This is a genomic window from Herpetosiphon llansteffanensis, from assembly GCF_003205875.1.
Classification (GTDB): Bacteria; Chloroflexota; Chloroflexia; order Chloroflexales; family Herpetosiphonaceae; genus Herpetosiphon; species Herpetosiphon llansteffanensis.
Map to the genome: position 1 here is coordinate 22,217 of NZ_PUBZ01000169.1, position 17,410 is coordinate 39,626.

The 17,410-nt window shown below is 50.4% G+C and carries 22 protein-coding genes; 12 read left to right on the forward strand and 10 right to left on the reverse strand.

The window, feature by feature from the left end:
- Positions 1 to 191 precede the first annotated feature (191 nt).
- Genes C5S61_RS25985 through C5S61_RS25995 form a run of 3 tightly spaced genes read left to right on the forward strand, consistent with a single transcriptional unit; the run spans position 192 to position 2,123 of the window.
- Positions 192 to 857, forward strand: a complete 666-nt coding sequence (locus C5S61_RS25985; RefSeq protein WP_110520411.1) for an RNA polymerase sigma factor — start codon at positions 192 to 194, stop codon at positions 855 to 857.
- An 8-nt stretch (positions 858 to 865) separates the two neighbouring features.
- A complete protein-coding gene (locus C5S61_RS25990; RefSeq protein WP_110520413.1) occupies positions 866 to 1,402 on the forward strand; it encodes a hypothetical protein in 537 nt (178 codons plus the stop codon).
- A gap of 49 nt (positions 1,403 to 1,451) precedes the next feature.
- The gene (locus tag C5S61_RS25995; RefSeq protein ID WP_110520415.1) at positions 1,452 to 2,123 is read left to right on the forward strand and encodes a ComF family protein; all 672 of its coding nucleotides are present in this window, start codon (positions 1,452 to 1,454) and stop codon (positions 2,121 to 2,123) included.
- Here C5S61_RS25995 and C5S61_RS26000 read toward each other — a convergent pair.
- On the reverse strand, positions 2,089 to 2,511 hold the full coding sequence (locus tag C5S61_RS26000) for a DUF5946 family protein (RefSeq protein WP_110520417.1): 423 nt from the start codon (positions 2,509 to 2,511) through the stop codon (positions 2,089 to 2,091). The two genes, C5S61_RS25995 and C5S61_RS26000, sit on opposite strands and share 35 nt — an antisense overlap.
- Positions 2,512 to 2,625: 114 nt before the next feature.
- On the opposite strand from C5S61_RS26000, the gene C5S61_RS26005 reads away from it, so the two are divergent.
- From C5S61_RS26005 to C5S61_RS26030, 6 genes are all read left to right on the forward strand, one after another.
- Entirely contained in the window at positions 2,626 to 3,180 is a 555-nt protein-coding gene (locus C5S61_RS26005; RefSeq protein ID WP_110520419.1) for a GNAT family N-acetyltransferase, read from the forward strand.
- Positions 3,181 to 3,199: 19 nt separating this feature from the next.
- Complete coding sequence (locus C5S61_RS26010) at positions 3,200 to 3,922, forward strand: hypothetical protein (protein ID WP_110520421.1); 723 nt, start codon at positions 3,200 to 3,202, stop codon at positions 3,920 to 3,922.
- A gap of 48 nt (positions 3,923 to 3,970) precedes the next feature.
- On the forward strand, positions 3,971 to 4,369 hold the full coding sequence (locus C5S61_RS26015; protein WP_110520423.1) for a DUF4406 domain-containing protein: 399 nt from the start codon (positions 3,971 to 3,973) through the stop codon (positions 4,367 to 4,369).
- Between the two features lie 10 nt (positions 4,370 to 4,379).
- Positions 4,380 to 5,186 (forward strand): class I SAM-dependent methyltransferase, encoded by an 807-nt coding sequence (locus C5S61_RS26020; RefSeq protein WP_110520425.1) that lies wholly within the window; start codon positions 4,380 to 4,382, stop codon positions 5,184 to 5,186.
- An 81-nt stretch (positions 5,187 to 5,267) separates the two neighbouring features.
- Complete coding sequence (locus tag C5S61_RS26025; RefSeq protein WP_164689793.1) at positions 5,268 to 5,600, forward strand: DUF433 domain-containing protein; 333 nt, start codon at positions 5,268 to 5,270, stop codon at positions 5,598 to 5,600.
- Positions 5,597 to 5,965, forward strand: a complete 369-nt coding sequence (locus C5S61_RS26030) for a DUF5615 family PIN-like protein (protein ID WP_110520430.1) — start codon at positions 5,597 to 5,599, stop codon at positions 5,963 to 5,965. Before C5S61_RS26025 ends, C5S61_RS26030 begins: the two co-directional genes overlap by 4 nt.
- 41 nt (positions 5,966 to 6,006) lie before the next feature.
- Here the strand turns inward: C5S61_RS26030 and C5S61_RS26035 are convergent, their stop codons facing one another.
- Both C5S61_RS26035 and C5S61_RS26040 read right to left on the reverse strand, forming a co-directional pair.
- Positions 6,007 to 6,708 carry an HAD-IA family hydrolase gene (locus C5S61_RS26035; RefSeq protein WP_110520432.1) on the reverse strand — a complete coding sequence of 234 codons (702 nt, stop codon included), beginning with the start codon at positions 6,706 to 6,708 and terminating at the stop codon, positions 6,007 to 6,009.
- Positions 6,709 to 6,783: 75 nt separating this feature from the next.
- Complete coding sequence (locus tag C5S61_RS26040) at positions 6,784 to 7,017, reverse strand: ferredoxin family protein (RefSeq protein ID WP_110520434.1); 234 nt, start codon at positions 7,015 to 7,017, stop codon at positions 6,784 to 6,786.
- Positions 7,018 to 7,645: 628 nt separating this feature from the next.
- Here C5S61_RS26040 and C5S61_RS26050 point away from each other — a divergent pair.
- The gene (locus C5S61_RS26050; RefSeq protein WP_110520438.1) at positions 7,646 to 9,016 is read left to right on the forward strand and encodes an alpha/beta fold hydrolase; all 1,371 of its coding nucleotides are present in this window, start codon (positions 7,646 to 7,648) and stop codon (positions 9,014 to 9,016) included.
- 93 nt (positions 9,017 to 9,109) lie between these two features.
- Entirely contained in the window at positions 9,110 to 11,008 is a 1,899-nt protein-coding gene (locus C5S61_RS26055) for a hypothetical protein (protein WP_110520440.1), read from the forward strand.
- A 36-nt stretch (positions 11,009 to 11,044) separates the two neighbouring features.
- On the opposite strand, the gene C5S61_RS26060 is transcribed toward C5S61_RS26055, so the two are convergent.
- Both C5S61_RS26060 and uppS read right to left on the reverse strand, forming a co-directional pair.
- Entirely contained in the window at positions 11,045 to 11,332 is a 288-nt protein-coding gene (locus tag C5S61_RS26060; RefSeq protein ID WP_110520442.1) for a hypothetical protein, read from the reverse strand.
- Between the two features lie 294 nt (positions 11,333 to 11,626).
- A complete protein-coding gene (gene uppS / locus C5S61_RS26065; RefSeq protein WP_110520444.1) occupies positions 11,627 to 12,361 on the reverse strand; it encodes a polyprenyl diphosphate synthase in 735 nt (244 codons plus the stop codon).
- Positions 12,362 to 12,503: 142 nt separating this feature from the next.
- On the opposite strand from uppS, the gene C5S61_RS26070 reads away from it, so the two are divergent.
- Positions 12,504 to 13,100: a LysE family translocator gene (locus tag C5S61_RS26070; RefSeq protein ID WP_110520446.1), complete on the forward strand. Its 597-nt coding sequence runs from the start codon at positions 12,504 to 12,506 to the stop codon at positions 13,098 to 13,100.
- Between the two features lie 46 nt (positions 13,101 to 13,146).
- On the opposite strand, the gene C5S61_RS26075 is transcribed toward C5S61_RS26070, so the two are convergent.
- From C5S61_RS26075 to lipA, 5 genes are all read right to left on the reverse strand, one after another.
- Positions 13,147 to 13,809, reverse strand: a complete 663-nt coding sequence (locus C5S61_RS26075) for a PspA/IM30 family protein (RefSeq protein WP_054536778.1) — start codon at positions 13,807 to 13,809, stop codon at positions 13,147 to 13,149.
- Positions 13,810 to 13,906: 97 nt separating this feature from the next.
- Positions 13,907 to 14,617 carry a 16S rRNA (guanine(527)-N(7))-methyltransferase RsmG gene (gene rsmG / locus C5S61_RS26080; protein WP_110520449.1) on the reverse strand — a complete coding sequence of 237 codons (711 nt, stop codon included), beginning with the start codon at positions 14,615 to 14,617 and terminating at the stop codon, positions 13,907 to 13,909.
- Positions 14,614 to 15,501 (reverse strand): zinc ribbon domain-containing protein, encoded by an 888-nt coding sequence (locus tag C5S61_RS26085; RefSeq protein WP_110520451.1) that lies wholly within the window; start codon positions 15,499 to 15,501, stop codon positions 14,614 to 14,616. The genes rsmG and C5S61_RS26085 overlap by 4 nt, the downstream gene beginning before the upstream one ends.
- A 101-nt stretch (positions 15,502 to 15,602) precedes the next feature.
- Complete coding sequence (locus C5S61_RS26090) at positions 15,603 to 16,283, reverse strand: tetratricopeptide repeat protein (protein WP_110520453.1); 681 nt, start codon at positions 16,281 to 16,283, stop codon at positions 15,603 to 15,605.
- Between the two features lie 22 nt (positions 16,284 to 16,305).
- Complete coding sequence (lipA, locus tag C5S61_RS26095; protein WP_110520455.1) at positions 16,306 to 17,226, reverse strand: lipoyl synthase; 921 nt, start codon at positions 17,224 to 17,226, stop codon at positions 16,306 to 16,308.
- Between the last annotated feature and the right edge of the window lie 184 nt (positions 17,227 to 17,410).

Below are 17,410 nucleotides of genomic sequence, written 5' to 3' on the forward strand. Positions count from 1 at the left end.
GGGCGAGGGGGCTGGGGGTGAGGGAACACGGTGCTCGTCCAAAAGGACTAGAGCTGACAGACCGAAAGATCATTTTGTAATTCTGGCAATTTTGGCATAATCGTGATCAATCGCTGCAATTGCTGCAACTATTTTTTGCGGGTCAGCGTCTGAAGCAATAGAAGCCACGCTGATGGCAAGGAGTTGTAACTGTGGCCGAACCAACTGCTGAAATTCTCAATCGCGCTCAACGCAATGATCCCGAAGCAATGGGAGCATTGATTGTTAGCCAACAACATTATATTTACAACATCGCCATGAGCGTGATGCGCCAGCCCGAAGATGCCGCTGACCTAACCCAAGATGCTTGTATCAAGCTGTTGCGGGTGATTGGCCAGTATAATGGCGAAAGTCGGTTTACGACTTGGCTCTATCGTTTGGTTATCAACCTTGGGCGTGACGAGTTGCGCAAGCGCGGTCGCCGTGCCCCAGAGATGCCAGCCATGACCGATGACGATGGCGAAACCGTCGATCCGTTATCGAGCATAGCCGATGATAATCGTTGGGCCGACCCTCAAGAAGTGGCCTCGAACCACGAATTGCGGGCCGAAGTTTCCCAAGCTTTAGATAAGCTTGAAGATCATTATCGCTTGGCATTAACTCTCTACTATTTTGACGATTTGCGGTACAATGATATTGCAGAAATTTTAGAAGTACCACTGAATACAGTCAAAAGCTATATTCGCCGTGGTAAAGAGCGCCTCGCTTTGCTCTTAGCCGCCAATCAATCGGAAGCACTCTTGCCAGCAAAGCGCGAGCCTGTTGCCGATGAACGGCCAAACCGTGGTCGCTTTGCATTTGCCCTAGGATGGCGCTGAGGTGTGTCATGAAGCGTTGTGAACATCGAACCAACTATGATCTGCGCGAAGAAGCGTTAGATCCACAACTGACAGACCATCTTGATACATGTGAAAGCTGTGCTACCCGCGCACGGCGTGCTGAAGCCTTCGATACGGTTGTGCGCTCAGCGATGATCACATCTGTTCCTGATGATCTGACGGCCAAGCTTCTGGCCTTGGTCCCTGGCTTGATGCCACCATTGATGGTGCGCAGCAAACATTGGAAGCTGCAACGCCGCGCCTTTGTCGGCTTGAGTGGTGTTGCGAGCATTTTGGCAATTGGTTTGCTGGTCTATGGTTTGTTTCTCTTGGCTGGGGCCGTTGGCGTAGAACAATGGCTGGCGAGCGCAAGCACATGGCCCGGTGTAGCCATCGATTGGCTCTATCGCCATATTCCATCATCACGCTCGGTCGTGGCCGCCATGATTACCATGCGCCAACCCTTGCAATGGATCATTCTCTTGATCTTGATTTGGCAAGTTTGGGAACGAATGCCGCTCCCGAACAAACAACAAACCGCCTAAAAGAGCAACCCGCAAGTCGTCTGGCTTGCGGGTTTGGTTTGGGGGTACGATGATCAACCGTTTGTGGAATAGCTTGCTTGATCTCGTTTACCCGCCGCGCTGCTACAGTTGTGGCAAGGCTGGAACCCAATTTTGCCCGACCTGCCTCGCCGAATGTATTCCCCTAGCTCCCAATCAACGCACGCAACCTTTAGCCGCCGATTCTCCGCTTGAACGCGCGTTGGGCATCTATCCATTTCAAGGCAGTTTGCGGGCTGCTATCCACGCCTTTAAATATCAAAATGCCTACCCCTTGGCCCAGATTTTGGCTCCGTTGCTGTTTGAGTTTTGCGCTTGGCAAGATGTTGTGCTGATGCCCGTGCCGCTGCATGGCGTGCGCAAACGTGAACGAGGCTATAACCAAGCAGAATTATTGGCGCGTAATTTGGCCAAGGCTTGGCAATTGCCGCTCAGCACCGAGCTTAAACGGGTGCGTGCCACCGATCATCAAGTAGGCCAGCAAGCGCAAGCCCGCGCAACCAATGTCGCTGGTGCGTTTGCTTGGCATGGCGCACAGCCTGCCCCTGCCCATATTCTCTTAATCGATGATGTGCTGACAACTGGCTCAACCTTTGAGGCCTGTGCTCGTGCCTTGCTTGCCGCTGGAAGCAAGGCTGTTGAAGGCTTGGCCTTGGCCAAAGCGATCGTTAAGCCTGTGCTCCCACTTGATAGGCCTGAATAACTCTGGCCCAACGAAAAAGTCGCTCGACCGCACCCTCAGGTTGCTCAGGCAGATAGACATCGGCAATCGTCATCGCCCAATGGTGTAATTGTGGTTGGCGCTCAGCTTCTGGCCGCAATACCCGCGTTGCTCCTGCATAGTGTTTGGCTGCTCGTTGACGTAATGTTGCAGCACTCACACCATGGTCAAGATAATCGTTGAAGGCAATCCGCAATTCTGCAATGACAACCTCGTTAAATTGGGCTGGGTGTTGCAAATTGTAGCTGGCCACCACCAAAAAATGCTGGGCATGCAGAGCTGGATCATTATATTCCCACGCGATCAGCGCGCCCAGTTGCTCCCAACAATTAAATCCTTCGATCTGCGGCGCGCCACATTCGGCGCACATATCGCTAGTTGGTATGGCTCACCTCGTTCGGTATAATCAATCGATAGCATAATCGAAAGCAGATTCAGCAACATCTGCCAAATGATTGATTAGAAAGAGAGGAAATGGTTGCCCATGCAACGCGACGTTACCACAACCTATCTTCAAATGCTGGCGGCGAGCGAGCTTAAACCAAGTTTGCGCCATGATCCAGATTTTCGTTTTGTGCAGGTTCAGCGGATTAGCCCTGAGCTTAATCGATTTTTCTATACTGCTGTTGGTGGTGCGTGGTTTTGGCTCGATCGGCTTAGCTGGACGTATCAGCAATGGCTCGATTATCTCAGCCAGCCCACAATTCAAACCTGGCTTGGCACATATCAAGGGATTCCGATTGGCTATTGTGAATTGGTGCAAGAAGCTGATGGCTCGGCCCAAATTGGCTATTTTGGCTTATTGCCGCAATGGTATGGCCAAGGCTTCGGTGGTATATTGCTCACAGCCGTTATTCAACAGGCGTGGCAATTAACCAACTCGCGGGTGTGGGTGCATACCTGCACGCTCGATGGCCCAACCGCTTTGGCTAATTATCAAGCGCGTGGCTTCACGATCTATGCCGAAAAAACTGAGCTAGTGGAGTTGCCAAACCAAGCGCCAGGCCCATGGCTTGGGGCATTGCCGCAGTCGATTTAATTATTGAGAGGAGCGCTTTATGAACCCATTTCGTTGGCTGAGCATCGGCGTTTTGAGTAGCGTATTGCTGGGTTGTGCCGCAACCGTGCAACCAACTGCTACTCCAACCACAATGACTAATCCGCAAGAAGCATGGCAACAATGGCCAATTGTATTAACCGATTCGTTTCGCGATAATCGGAATAAATGGATGGTTGGGCCTTTTCAATATGATAATGCTACTGGGAGGATGGATGTTGGCCCAGAATTATATCGAATGGAAATGGACTTGAATGAAATATCAATTTTTCCTTCATTGATGCCAGATTATCGTATTGATCGTGAAAAAGGATTTTATATAAGCGTTGAAGCAAAATCGATGTTGAAACTGAATAGTAGCTATGGTTTAGTATTTTTGTCCCAAAGAAAATATAATAATGCAAAAACAGTTATAAATATTAATGAATACTATTTTGAAATAACTGGTGATTATTATCGATTACTTTATTATGAACAGAATAAGTGGAATGAGATAATTGCTTCAACAAACTTACCAAAGAAATCGGAACATGGATTTGATAGTTTAGGAGTTTTAGTCCAAGGTGAGAAAGTTACCTTACTTTTTAATGATACCTACCTGACTGATATTGAGGTTGATGATTTGTTCAAAGCGGGTCTGCTTGGTCTCGTCTGTGGTGCATATCAACCAAAAGTAAGCCAAGTTTGCGAATTCGCTAACCTTGAAGTGCGTATGCCTGAATAGTTGACAGCTATGCTAGAGTAACGGGGATTTTCTTTGGAGGATGCGGTTATGGCTGATCAAGCTGGGTTGATGATTCTGATTGCGGGCCCCTATCGTTCGGGCACTGGCGACGATCCGGCTAAAATTATAGCCAATGTGCATCTGATGGAATCGTATGTGTTGCCTTTGTTCAATGCTGGTCATTTGCCAGTGCTTGGCGAGTGGCTAGCCTTGCCAATGGTCGATTTGGCTGGCTCCAAACGGATTGGCGATGCGGCGTTTAATGCTATGTTTCACCCAATTGCTGAGCGTTTGGTAATTCGTTGCGATGCGGTGCTGCGGGTTGGCGGCCCCTCACAGGGCGCTGATCAAATGGTTGCGTTGGCGAAAACCCATGGTCGCCAAACCTTTGAGCGCTTGCAGGATATTCCCCATTGTAGCGAATTGATTGATCCGCAAGAATATTAGGAATCCAGCAATGAGCGAAAATACCGAATGGCCCGAATTGAACGACCAATCTAATGCCGCTTGGGAAGCCAACGCAGAATATTGGGATAGCTCGATGGGCCAAGCTGGCAATCGTTTTCATGTGCAATTGGTGCGGCCAGCAATGCTGCAATTGTTGGAGCTACAAGCAGGCCAGCGCATGCTTGATGTTGGTTGTGGGAACGGTCTATTTGCGCGCTATTTGGCCGAATTGGGGGCATCGGTGCTGGCAGTTGATGCCAGCACCAGCCTGATCGAACGCGCTAAGCACTATCCCAGCCCTAGCACACTTGAATATCAGGTTGTCGATGCGACGAGTTCTGCGCAATTGCTTGATTTGGGCGTTGCTAGCTTTGATGCACTGGTTTCAACCATGGTGCTGATGGATTTGCCGACGATTGAGCCATTGTTTCAGGCGGCGAGCCAATTGTTGAAGCAGCAAGGCCGTTTTGTGCTGGCAACCGTGCATCCATGTTTTCAAGCACCGCACAGTCGCAAAATTGTCGAGCAATTTGAGAATGAGCAGGGCGAGGTTGAAACTCGTTCACAGATTCAAATTGGCAGCTATCTTACGCCCGCTAGTCATCAAGGCGTTGGGGTTGTCGGCCAACCAATGGCTCAATGGTTCTTTCATCGTTCGCTGGCGAGCTTGCTTGGGGTGGCGTTCGCAGCAGGATTTGTGCTTGATGGCTTGTTAGAGCCAAGTTATCCAGCTGATACGCCGAGCACGCATCCATTTTCGTGGGCCAATTTTAGCGAAATTCCGCCAGTTCTGGTGTTGCGCTTACGCCGAAATTAATTGAAAGCCAATTGAATCATCATTGAAGATGCAAAATCGCCTTACAATAGTCATGGTATCAGGAGCAAAAGGAGCCTAATGATGATGAATATTGAAGATTTTTTTGAATTTCGTGAGGATGGGGCAATTCGGATTCGTGGGCATCGGATTGATCTTGCCCATATTTTGCCCTATTACCATGATGGATACAGCCCTGAAATGATTAGCTTGGAATTTCCAAGCCTGTCGCTAACAGCAATTTATGCCACAATTGTCTATTATTTGCGCAACCAAGCGCAGCTTGAAATCTATCTGGAACGATATTTAAGCGCTGCTCAAGCGGCGATAGTTGCGCATGAAGCACAGCCTCGTTCGCCATTTATTCAACAATTAAAGGCCTTGGGTGTAGCAACGCACCATGATCAGCGCCTATGAGCATTCGTTATCTGGTTGATGAACATATTTCAGCTCGTCTTACCCCAGCCTTGTTTCGCCTGAACCCGGCGATTGAAATTGTGCGCATTGCTGAGCATTCTCAGTTTGTGGCTGGGCTTAGCGATCAGCAGATTCTGCACTTGAGCCAGCAAGCACAAGTGCTGTTTGTAACCCAAGCGACGAGTATCTTTCGCCATGCAGCAGCGCTTTGTGCTCAAGGCCAGCAGCATTGTGGGATTTTAGTTGTACGCCCATTAACTCCAATTCGGATTATTGCGAGCGCGCTGTATGAAATTTGGTATTGCACCAAGCTGACAGATTGGCAGAATCTGATTGAGTGGATTCCGCTTACCCCTGAACTATAACAGATCTCGCCCACCGCATTATGAGCGAGATAGCTGCATAATTAAACCAACTGCAATAAATCGCGCAAATCGCGCAGAATTGGGCAATCGGCTTTGTTAATTCGCTGATGGCGATCGATCAAGGCTGCCTGCATGCCCACCGCCCGCGCTCCCAAGACATCTGCATAATAGCTATCGCCAATATGAATAATCTGTTCTGCTGCAACGCCAGCTCGTTTGATTGCTAGCTGATAGAGGTCGGTCATAGGCTTGGCATAGCCTGCATCTGCCGAAATCACCGCAAAATCGAAATAGGGCAAGAGTTTGTTGTAGGTCAAAATTGGGCGTAAACTACTGGCCCAATCTGAGACGATGCCAATGCGAATGCCTTGCGCGTGCAAGCTATCGAGGGTTTCGCGCACATCGGCGAAGGGAACCCAATTTTCTGGCTGCTCGTAGTGCGCGATCAACCGATCGCCGAGCGCCGCATGATCAAGGCTGGGATCGATTTGATCGAACAAGTGTTGATAGAATTCGAGCCAGAGCGTGCGAATGGTGGCATCGGAACTCCAATCGTTATTATCGAGCGCGTGATAGCGCTGATGATACCAGCGATTCGTGGCGCGGCGGGCATCGCGAATTAAGCTTGGCTCTGCTTGTACGCCAAATTCTTGCAAGACCTCGCCAATCAAATCGTGGGCATCAACCCGTTCGTCAAGCAAGGTAAAGCCAACATCAAAACAAACTACTGGAAAACGCAGCATTGCAACCTCGACTAAATAAAGAAGAGGGACACGGAAATGTCCGTGTCCCTGTGCTTCGATTGGCTTCGTGTGGAACTAACCGAAGAAATCGATGTTCTTTTGAGCGAATGAAGCCCATTGTTCTGGCACGCTGTCGCCTGAGAAGATTGCGCTAACTGGGCATTCTGGTTCGCAAGCGCCACAATCGATACATTCGTCTGGGTTGATATAGTATTGGTCTTCACCTTCGTAGATACAGTCAACTGGACAAACTTTGACACAGGCTGAATCTTTGGTGCCGATACATGGTTCTGCAATTACGTATGCCATTGTTGATGCTCCTTCGCGCTGCGGCGATAACTTCATACTTGTTTTCTGAATGTAGTGTAGCAAGCTCCTAGCCATGCTTCTGTAACTTTAGTCACATAATGAGAATGATTCTAATAAAGACGGTAAAATCAGGGTTTTTAGTCTATATTCAAGCCGTATTGATCCTCGAAGGGCACGAAGGATAGAAACCGCGAAGAGCGCGAAGAGAGCGAAGAACTGTTTTGTAGCCACGAATTGCACGAATTGCACGAAGATGTATTTTTTTGCCACAGATTGGCACAGATTATTGGGATTATGATCGTGCCAGCCCATAGCCAGTAGCCCATAGCCGCATGCCCTGATCGCTGGCCCCTGACCCCTATTTTGATTTCTGATTTCATAATTCATCCCTCATCCTTCATCCTTCCCGATCCCCAGCCCCCGACCCCCAAATGCTATGTTCTATGCTCTATGTTCTATGCTCTATGTTCATCCTTCATCCTTCCCGATCCCCAGCCCCCGACCCCCAAATGTTCTATGTTCTATGTTCTTTCTCCCTACTAACTAGCCTCGTATCTATAGAAGTTGCTTGCCTCACTATGCTACAATAACGCTAATTATGTAATTGGTCCTGCAATGAGGGTAGTCCATGTCAACCTATGTTATCGACGGTCAGGAACTGCATATCCGCGATAACCGTCGCAATGCCCCGGTTGCCTTGTTAATTCATGGTTGGTCAAGCTCGTGGTTTACCTGGACTCCGCTGCTGCAAGCCTTAGGCACGCGCTATTCGTATATGGCGGTCGATTTGCCAGGCTATGGGCGGTCGCCTGCGCCGAAGCACCCAATTACAATTGAATGGTATGCAGATTTGATGGCCAAACTGATCGAAGAAGCCAGCGATCGGCCTGTGGTGGTGCTTGGCCACTCGATGGGCGGCCAAATTGCCATGACCTTGGCGCTGCGCCACCCGATGTTGGTCGAACGCTTGATTTTGCTCAATCCTGTGGTCAGTGGCCGCTTATCGACCTTTATCAATCTGTTTGTGGCTCCGCATATTTTGCTTGAGCGCACCCGCTTGGGTGGCAAAATATTGAGCTACCTCGAAAATACCCCCTTGAGCTATATTAATCAGTTGATGAAGCCAATTTTATTTGCCGAACGAGCCGCAATTTCGCAACAAGATTACGATCGGATTCGCGCTGATGCCCGTCGGCCTGGCCAAGGCGCTGTGCGTGCTGCCTGTTACGAAGCCATGAAAATGGGCGATTTGCGCGGTAAACTCAAGCAAATTCAGCCGCCAGCCCAAGTTATTTGGGGCGCTGAAGATAATACCGTGCCATTGCGCGATGCTGGTGCGGTTGCCGACGAATGGACGGAAGCAGATTTGCGCTTGATTCCGAATGCTGGCCATTGGCCGCATTTTGAGCAATACGAAACGACCATGCGCTATATTGCTTCGTTTTTGGGCTTGCCAATTTTGCCTAGCCTGCCGAATGCTCAAGTGCAGCAACAACGCGACCTTGATGTGGGCGAAATTGCCCAATTCCTCTCCAACACTGAGTTGGGCCAAGATCTCAGCGAATCGCAACGCATGCGGGTGGCTGGCTTGTGCCATCAACATCATTTTGCGCCCCAAGATGTGCTGGCGCTCGAAGATTCGAGCGGCGACGAGCTTTTTATTGTGCAAGATGGCCAAGTTGATGTGTTGGTGCGCATCAGCAACGAACTGGGCATTGAGGAATCGCGGCGGGTCAATGTGCTGATGGCGGGCCAAATTGCTGGCGAAATGGCCTTAATTCAAGGCAAAGGTGGCCGTCGCACTGCCGATTTACGCGCTGGCAAATCGGGGGCAACCGTGCTTTCGATCGATAGCCGCTACCTATTTGCCTTGTTTGAAGACGATGCCTCACTTGGCCTGAAGTTGATGCAAAATTTGGCTCGTTCATTGGTGCAACGGCTGCGGGTGCAAAATTGGCAATTACAGCTGGCCGAACAACGCGCCGAAGTTCATCGCTAACCAACAAACTGCCTTGGGTTTGCAACGTCACTGTTTTACCAGTGGCGTTTTTCGTGTACCATTTGGCATGAACCTCAGATTGCATGGTGCTGTATGAATCGTCAACGAATAATTGGGCTTGGTGGATTGCTTGGGCTAGCGGTATTGATCTTAATCTTGCCGCACAGCCGTTTTTGGTTTGCGGCGCTGGTTTGTACGCTGGCACCAGGCTACCTGCTAGAACGCTGGCTTGATTTGGAGCTAGCGCCATTGGTGCGGCCAAGCCTCTGGATTGGCCTCAGTTTGGCCGTCTGGCCACTGGGCTATGTCTGGTTAACGACGTTTGGGCTAGCCTTCAGCGTTGGCATGATTACGTTTATCGCCTTTGGTTTGGTTGGCGGGGTTGTTTGGAGGATCTGGCGCGAGGGCGAACAACCTTGGGCCTTGCCAGCGCCGGTGCCAATTCTTGGCTTGGGGTTGTTGATTGTGGCTTTTGCGATTAGCACCAGAGTTAGCCATATTCGCAACGTCGCGTTTCCGCCGTGGGTCGATTCAATTCACCATGCCACGATTATGCGGGTGATTGCTGAGATTGGCCAAGTGCCCTATTCGTTGCGGCCCTATCTGCCAGTTGATAATTTCGGCTATCACTGGGGTTTTCATTCAACTGCTGCCACAATCTACAACTTGAGCGGCATGAGCATTCCGCAATTTATGTTGTGGTATGGCCAATTTTTAGGTGTGCTAATTGTGATTTCGGTTGGCAGCGCGACAATTGGTCTCAGTAAAAGCCCAATTGCTGGTTTGGCTGCTGCCACCATGACTGGCTTTATCTCGATTATGCCCGCCTATTATCTCAGTTGGGGCCGTTACACCTTGCTTGCTGGCTTGGCGATGGTTCCGGTCGTGTTGCTATTGGCATGGGTCGCCATGGATCGCAGCGATCGCAAAGGCCTTATTTTATTGACGATTACGCTTGGTGGGCTGTTGCCAACCCACTTTGTAGCAGCAGGTTTTGCCTTGTTATGGTGTGTCGCGGTCTGGTTGGGGCGCGATGTGTGGTATGAGCAACGCTGGCGGGTGCTGGGCAATCAAGCGGCTGCAGTTGGCATGGCGATTTTGTTGATGTCGCCATGGCTGGCCTTATTGATTAGCGAAATTCAGCCTGCTGGCAGTGGCACGCCCAAGCAACTGGTTGGCGGCGGCTATAACACCTACGAAGCGGCCAAAGGCTTATATTGGACCTGGAATAACCTTGTGCTCTTCTTTGTCAGTTTGGCAACGGCTTTAATTGGCTTGTGGCAACACTGGCGTTTGGTGCTGATTAGTTGTTTGTGGGCGCTGCTGGTAATGCTGTTTGCCAATCCAGTTGTGATTGGTTTGCCCTATCTGTCGTTTTTCAACAACAACATTGTGGCGTTGGCCATCTTTCTGCCGATTAGTTTGTGGTTTGCTTTTGGGATTGCTTCATTAGACCAAGGCTTGAGCAAACATCTCAAAGTAGGAGTTGCCAGAGGTTGGCGGGCCGTGCGCACCGCGATTTTGGCCATAACGGTGCTCATTTCGGCGAGCAAAATGCATAGCGTCATCAACGATGGCACAATTATCGCCAAAGCAGATGATTTAACCGCGCTGAATTGGATTGTGCAGCGAATTCCTAAAAATGCCCGTTTTGCGATTAACACGGAAGGTTGGCTCTACAACGTGGCTCGTGGCGGCGATGGCGGCTGGTGGATTTTGCCCTATGCTGGCTTGCAGGTCAGTACTCCGCCGGTGGTTTATAACCAAGGAACATTTGAGTATATCGATGCAGTTGAGGCGGAAACAGGCTGGTTGCGCAACGCTAGCGACAAAACGCCAAGTGAGCTAGCCCAGTGGATGCGCGACCATGACTATGATTATGCCTATGCGACGACCAACGGCAAGATCTTCAATCAAGCCAAATTAGCCAATACGCCGGAATTTGAGTTGGTGTATGAAAATGAAAGTGTGGCGATTTATCTGCGGAAATAAGCGAGGCTAGATTTTGCCTAGCCTCGCTGGGGAAGCTTAGGCAGCAGTCGTTGCTGCGTAGGGCAATAAATCGTAGCGCTCTTGCAAGCGATCGATATACATCATTTGATAGAGCACCGCATCTTCGACGTGATCATGGCGTTGGCGCAGATGCTCCAATTCTTGATGTTTGTTTGTATCGTGAGTAGCGTCTAATTGTTGTTCCAAATCGACGACAGCATGTTCAAGATCATCGAGTTCCCATACGAGATCTTGCAGTTTGCTGCGCTCATCTTTGAGTTGACGCAAAAGTTGAGTATGGGCAGCAGGCAATCGCATATGCATTGGGAAAACCCTCTTGGTAAGTAGAGAAAGTGCCACAAGCTAAAGCTTAGAAAGTGCAATAGGTTACTTAACAACCTTGCTGCTTCTATCATATCATGTTCCAACAAGAGACTTTGGTATGATTCGGTTCGCACCACACGGGTAGGCGCACCCCAATCCAACGGGTTATAGCGGCCTGAAGCTGGTTAAACCAAACCCAAGCCGCTTGGGTATTGGCTTGGGTTGTTGATAGATGTTCATTTTTGAGCGCTCTATGCTTAATGATTGAACCTCAAAAGCGTGCATGGCGCTGCTTTACTTGGCCATTTCGCCTTCGCCAATACGGCCACCATAGCGGCGTTCGCGATTGCCAAAATTGCTCACGGCCTCGCGAAATTGGTCGGGGCCAAAGTCGGGCCAGAGCAATGGGGTCATGTAATATTCGCTATAGGCTGCTTGCCAAATCAAAAAGTTGCTTAGGCGTTGCTCGCCGCTGGTGCGCACAATCAAATCGGGGTCAGGAATGCCCGATGTATACAAGTGGCCGGCAATCATCTCATCGCTAATATCGTCGGGATTGATACCTTTGGCCACAATTTCGCGCACTGCATTGACAATATCAGCGCGTCCGCCATAGTTGAAGGCGACCGAAAGGGTCAAGGCTGTATTGTTGGCGGTGAGCGTAATTGCATTTTGAATTTTTTTGGCCAGCGCTGAATCAACGCCATCGAGCGTGCCAAGTAAGTGCAAGCGCACCCCTTCGGCGTGCAACTCGCGCAACTCGCGGTCGAGATATTCGGCCATAATCCGCATCAATCCGCGCACTTCCCACGATGGGCGCTTCCAATTTTCGGTTGAAAAAGCATAAATCGTGAGGAAAGGAATGCCCAAGGCAATCGCCTCGCGCACGATCCGTTTGATATTGCCTGTGCCAGCATGATGCCCTGCCAGACGGGGGAGGCCGCGGCCTTGGGCCCAACGGCCATTGCCATCCATAATTATTGCCACATGGCGGGGTGCGATAGCAGTTTCAAGTTGTTGTACGGTCATAGATCTAAAGACCTCATCAATTTAAGCGTTTGTCTAGCATTCGTTGTAGGGTAGCGAATATACTACCACCGATGCAAGCACTCGCGTGCAATCCATGCGAAACTAGGCTGATCGACACTTTTTCGTAAGCGAGGGCACGGGAATGTTACTCAAAGGGCTTATTTTAGGCTTTTCGATTGCCGCACCAGTTGGGCCAATTGGCGTGTTGTGCATTCGACGCAGCCTAGTTCATGGCCGCTTGGCCGGGCTGTTATCGGGCTTGGGCGCAGCGACCGCCGATGGATTGTATGGGTTGCTGGCAGCGTTTGGCTTAGCGGCGGCGCTTAATAACGTCAACCAAGATTCAGTTTGGTTGTTTGGGCTGCGGATTGTGGGCGGGCTATTTCTGGGCTATTTGGCAATCAAAACCATGCTCAGTCGGCCTGCAAGCGAGGCGGCTAGCGCCCAAGCAGATAATTTGTGGGCGATGTATGCCTCGACGCTCTTTTTGACCTTGACCAATCCCATGACGATTTTATCGTTTGCGACCGTGTTTGCCGGTTTGGGGATTACGGCCTATGGCTGGGAGAGTGTTTGGTTGGTGGTTGGGGTGACGCTTGGCTCGGCTTTGTGGTGGTTGCTGCTGAGTGGTGGCGTGAGCCTCTTGCGTGAGCGAGTGCAAGGCTACACAATCTGGATTAATCGCATTTCAGGTGTGATTATTTTAGGCTTTGCGCTGCTAGTGTTGCTTGGAGCTTAAAGACAAAGCGGGTGCTGGTTTGAACCAACACCCGCAAGTTTAAAAACTATTGTTTGCCCATTTTTGCTTTGAGGGCAGCCAATTCATCTTCGACAGCGGTATCGCGTTCGAGGTCGGCAAAGCGAGCTTCGAGCGAGCCACCTTCGAGTTTTGACATCGCATCGGCTTGGGCCAAGCGATCATCGACACGTTCTTCCATTTGGGACAATTTATCCATCGCATTGAGGTTGCCCAAACCTTGAACCGTGCGTTGAATCGCTTCTTGGGTTTCGGCGCGATTCTTCTTGGCGATAATCAATTCTTTCTTGGCTTTGGCTTCTGACAAGCGTGATTCAAGACTGACCAAGGCTTTTTGGAGTTGTTCCACTTGCTCGTCTTGTTGTTCGTATTGTTGGCGATAGGTATCGGCCATTTTTTGAGCATTGGTTTTGCGGCCTAAGGCAGCTTTTGCCAATTCATCGTCGCTTGCGCGAACCGCAGCTTCAGCCTTGGATTGCCATTGATCAGCTTCGGTTTGGAATGTCACCATCTTGTTGTGCAATTTGGTTTCATCGGCCATGGCGGATGCAACAGCGGTTTTGGCTTCGTACAGTTGTTCTTGCAATTGCCGCATGTACTCGTTGACCATTTTTTCAGGGTCTTCGGCCTTATCCAACATCGTATTGAGATTGGCGCTAACCAGGTCGCGAACACGGCTCAACAACGACATAGGAGTTCCTCCTTAGCTAAAACACAAAGATTGTGTGAATTCATTCTAGCACACCGCGTTGGCGGTTCTCAAGTAGTACGCGCCTTTTTCCATAAAGTTACAATGGTTTTTTGGATGGTGTGCCAACCGTGCGTGGGTAGGTCAATGGGGTAGAAGCTATTTTGTCAACGACGACAAGGGAACGGACAGGCTCGGCTGGAATGTTGACATTATAGACCGCCCGTAATTGACCTCCAAGAATGGTTATGGCCTGCTCTGCATCTTGCACTTCAGGCTCAATTTCAAAGCCTTTTGGTGCAAGCCACATGCCACCAATTTTGCACAAGGGCAAACAGTATTCGGCGAGGGTTGCCAAATTGGCCACCGCGCGCGCCGTCACCAGCTCAAAATGCTCGCGCCAACGCCGTTCGCGGCCAACAACTTCGGCGCGTTCGACCTCAACCAGTACGTGTTCAAGCTGCAATTCTTGGGCCACATGGCGCAAAAATTCAGCCTTCTTGCCAATTGATTCAATTAATAACACTTCGGTTTCGGGCCACAAAATTGCCAAGGGAATGCCTGGCAAGCCTGCGCCAGAGCCAATATCGGCCAAGCTTGCTGGCGCTTGTTGGCAGGTTGTGGCTAGCGAAAAAGAATCCAACAAGTGACGCTTGGTTGCTTCGGGCAAGGTCGAGGGCGCAACCAAATTCATGCGCTCGCTCCATTGGGTTAGCAACGCCACATACTGCTCAAGACGGTCGATTTGGCTGGCAGTCAGGTTTAGTTCCCACTCAGCCATGGTGGTTTGGAGTAGTTCACGATCAATCATTTTTGTTTTGATAACCTATAGTGCATTTCGGCTTGCTCGTATAAGCCTAGATTATCATAAACCCGCCCGATTGCTGCATGCAGCTGTTGCGGGCGACGGCTGGTTGGCAGGGCTGCTTTCCATTGCTTAACCGCAGCAGCAGGAAAATCGCGGTCGCTATACATTTGGGCCAGACGTTCGCGATCAAGCGTGCGTTCGGCGGTCAGGAAATTCTCGAAGGAATGGCCGCATTCGCAGACCCAATTTTCACGCACATCGAGCACATGGCCACAATTGGGGCAATCGAAGGTTTGTTCGGTGCCACAAGTGCTACATTCGCCAGTGCTTTGGGTTGGCGTGCCACAAAATGCACAGGGAGCTTCGAGATTTTGCGGCGGTTTAGGCACATTGCTGGTTGGGCTGCTTGCGACCGGGCTTAGTTCGGGGCTAACTTCAGCGACCATTGGCGCAAAACCAAAGCCTGGAAGTGGCTGATCAAGCTCGATTGGCAACGGTTGAAACATTTCCGCTGGTGGCTCATCGAAACTTGCTGGATTGCTAATCACTGGAGCTGGCGCTGAAGCGATTGGTGCTGGTGCTGGTGGCGGAGTTGGCTCGGCTGGTGGCCGATGTGGCTCGAAGGTCGAAAGAAAATCGGCTGCTTCGCTTTGGGCTAACTCTTCGAGGCCACGGCGAGCAGCAGTATTATCGGGATTGATTGAAAGCACGATTTGCAGACAATCGCGTTTTTGGGTGCGCGTTTCGACAATGCCGCTAAGCCAGAGCCAAGCAGTCTCATTTTTGGAATCTGTCAGGAGGACTTTTTGTAGATGCTGGCGCGCAAGCTCTCGTTGGCCTGCGCGCACAGCAGCGATGCCTTTGGCAAGTTCATCATCGATTGTCATAACGGTAATCCATCGCTAAAAAGACATTCATTGGCTATTTTTAAGGATACACCGATTTTGACATAGATTTGGCCTGATGCAAGTAAGGATTGGCTAAGGAATCAGGATTGGGCCACTTGGCGATGAAATTCGGCCTCTTGGTTGCGGCCAATCTTATCGTAGGCTTGGGCCAATTTTCGGTGCAACATCACTACATGCGAGCCATCTTTGAGCGCGCGATCCCATTGGCGGGCGGCTGGCTCCCAGCGCTCCATCAAGGCATAGCGTTGGCCTAAGCCTTCGTGATCGATGCCATCGGGAAAGAAAATGTAGTGCCGTAAACCCTCGCCGCATGGGCAGCGGGTGGTTTCCCATAAGTTTATTGTACTATCACATGAGGGGCAGGTGAGAATGGTATTTTCGCCACATACTTGACAATCGAGCTTGCTACTATCGGTATCCGAATGACAAAATGGACATTGAATTAATTTGCCATTACTGCTAGCAGCCATTGAAATTGGGGGAGTTGGCTCTGGCATGGGCGCAGGTTTGGTTTGCACTTCGAGGGCTGCGATGCCACGTTGGGCCGCTTCGTTGCTGGGGTTGATCAACAAAACCCGTACAAGGCAATCGCGGCGTTGCTCAGGCGTATCAACAATTGCGCTCATCCAGAGCCACGCTAGTTCGTTCCGTGCATTGAGTGCTATCACTTGGGTCAGAAAATCACGGGCTGTTGCGCGCTGGCCTGCTTTGGCGGCAGTAATCCCTTCAGCCAATAAATGCGTTTCATGCACGGACGACATAGGAACTCCTTCTATCGATAATCTAGCGTGGTTCGAGTGCAATCCATTCTTGCACTGGGCTAGCCACGTCATTGCTTATTTGTTGGTGGTGTAACTCCCCCGCGTGAAATGATGAGCGGATGAATGGCCCGGCAAAGGTGGCGCGAAAGCCCAATTGCTGGCCATAGCTGCGATACAACTCATAACGCTCAGGGGGAATATATTCGCTGACCGCGACATGGGTCAACGATGGTTGTAAATATTGGCCAATCGTGACCAGCTCGACCCCAACCTGTTTGAGATCATCCATGGTTTGGTAGATTTCATTGGTTGTTTCGCCCAAACCCACCATAAACCCCGATTTGGTGCTGATTTGGGGGGCGAACTCACGACTGCGGGCCAATAAGGCTAATGATCGATCATAATCGCCTTGGGCGCGCACACTTTTAAAGACGCTGCGCACGGTTTCGATATTGTGATTGAGCACGTGTGGCTCGGCATCCAAGACTGTTTTGAGTGCATCGGCATCGCCCTTGAAATCGGGAATCAAGACCTCAACCTCGGCCTCTGGCAAGCGTTGGCGAATGGCGTTGATGGTGCGAGCAAAGTGGCGTGCGCCACCATCCTTAACATCATCGCGAGCCACAGCGGTTACCACCACATATTTTAAACCCAAACGCGCAGCAGCTTCGGCCACGTTATTTGGCTCGCGTGGATCAAGCGGAAAAGGCTTGGCGGTGGTTACGTCACAATAATGACAACGCCGCGTACAGCGATCGCCGCCGATCATAAAAGTAGCAGTGCCTTGGCCAAAACATTCAGCGATATTAGGACACGAGGCTTCTTCACACACAGTATTGAGATTGAGATCACGCAGTAATTGACGGACATTGCGCAACTCTGGTGAAAGCACGGGTTTGCGTAACCACTCTGGTTTACGCTGACGATGCGGTGTTGATGGCATACCAACCTCACGTTAAGCAGCACATGCAGCAGTGCAAGTGACGGCAGACGAATGTGGTTCCAGCTTGCCTAAGCCAGCGATAACCCTCACTCGCTATTGTAAAAAATTATTTAAGCGATTGCGATAACCCAAAAGCACCACTTTGGCCTAAAGGCGATCCTGCCCATATGGGGGACAGTGGAGC

Bases quoted from the DNA above. Each gene is read 5' to 3' on its own strand.
- C5S61_RS26035 (WP_110520432.1), bottom strand. From the start codon at position 6,708: ATGCTGCGTTTTCCAGTAGTTTGTTTTGATGTTGGCTTTACCTTGCTT.
- rsmG (WP_110520449.1), bottom strand. From the start codon at position 14,617: ATGATTGATCGTGAACTACTCCAAACCACCATGGCTGAGTGGGAACTA.
- C5S61_RS26070 (WP_110520446.1), top strand. From the start codon at position 12,504: ATGTTACTCAAAGGGCTTATTTTAGGCTTTTCGATTGCCGCACCAGTT.
- lipA (WP_110520455.1), bottom strand. From the start codon at position 17,226: ATGCCATCAACACCGCATCGTCAGCGTAAACCAGAGTGGTTACGCAAA.
- C5S61_RS26020 (WP_110520425.1), top strand. From the start codon at position 4,380: ATGAGCGAAAATACCGAATGGCCCGAATTGAACGACCAATCTAATGCC.
- C5S61_RS26025 (WP_164689793.1), top strand. From the start codon at position 5,268: ATGATGAATATTGAAGATTTTTTTGAATTTCGTGAGGATGGGGCAATT.
- C5S61_RS26075 (WP_054536778.1), bottom strand. From the start codon at position 13,809: ATGTCGTTGTTGAGCCGTGTTCGCGACCTGGTTAGCGCCAATCTCAAT.
- C5S61_RS26030 (WP_110520430.1), top strand. From the start codon at position 5,597: ATGAGCATTCGTTATCTGGTTGATGAACATATTTCAGCTCGTCTTACC.
- C5S61_RS25990 (WP_110520413.1), top strand. From the start codon at position 866: ATGAAGCGTTGTGAACATCGAACCAACTATGATCTGCGCGAAGAAGCG.
- C5S61_RS26050 (WP_110520438.1), top strand. From the start codon at position 7,646: ATGTCAACCTATGTTATCGACGGTCAGGAACTGCATATCCGCGATAAC.
- C5S61_RS26005 (WP_110520419.1), top strand. From the start codon at position 2,626: ATGCAACGCGACGTTACCACAACCTATCTTCAAATGCTGGCGGCGAGC.
- C5S61_RS26000 (WP_110520417.1), bottom strand. From the start codon at position 2,511: ATGTGCGCCGAATGTGGCGCGCCGCAGATCGAAGGATTTAATTGTTGG.
- C5S61_RS26055 (WP_110520440.1), top strand. From the start codon at position 9,110: ATGAATCGTCAACGAATAATTGGGCTTGGTGGATTGCTTGGGCTAGCG.
- uppS (WP_110520444.1), bottom strand. From the start codon at position 12,361: ATGACCGTACAACAACTTGAAACTGCTATCGCACCCCGCCATGTGGCA.
- C5S61_RS26090 (WP_110520453.1), bottom strand. From the start codon at position 16,283: ATGTCGTCCGTGCATGAAACGCATTTATTGGCTGAAGGGATTACTGCC.
- C5S61_RS26010 (WP_110520421.1), top strand. From the start codon at position 3,200: ATGAACCCATTTCGTTGGCTGAGCATCGGCGTTTTGAGTAGCGTATTG.
- C5S61_RS26060 (WP_110520442.1), bottom strand. From the start codon at position 11,332: ATGCATATGCGATTGCCTGCTGCCCATACTCAACTTTTGCGTCAACTC.
- C5S61_RS25995 (WP_110520415.1), top strand. From the start codon at position 1,452: ATGATCAACCGTTTGTGGAATAGCTTGCTTGATCTCGTTTACCCGCCG.
- C5S61_RS26085 (WP_110520451.1), bottom strand. From the start codon at position 15,501: ATGACAATCGATGATGAACTTGCCAAAGGCATCGCTGCTGTGCGCGCA.
- C5S61_RS26015 (WP_110520423.1), top strand. From the start codon at position 3,971: ATGGCTGATCAAGCTGGGTTGATGATTCTGATTGCGGGCCCCTATCGT.
- C5S61_RS26040 (WP_110520434.1), bottom strand. From the start codon at position 7,017: ATGGCATACGTAATTGCAGAACCATGTATCGGCACCAAAGATTCAGCC.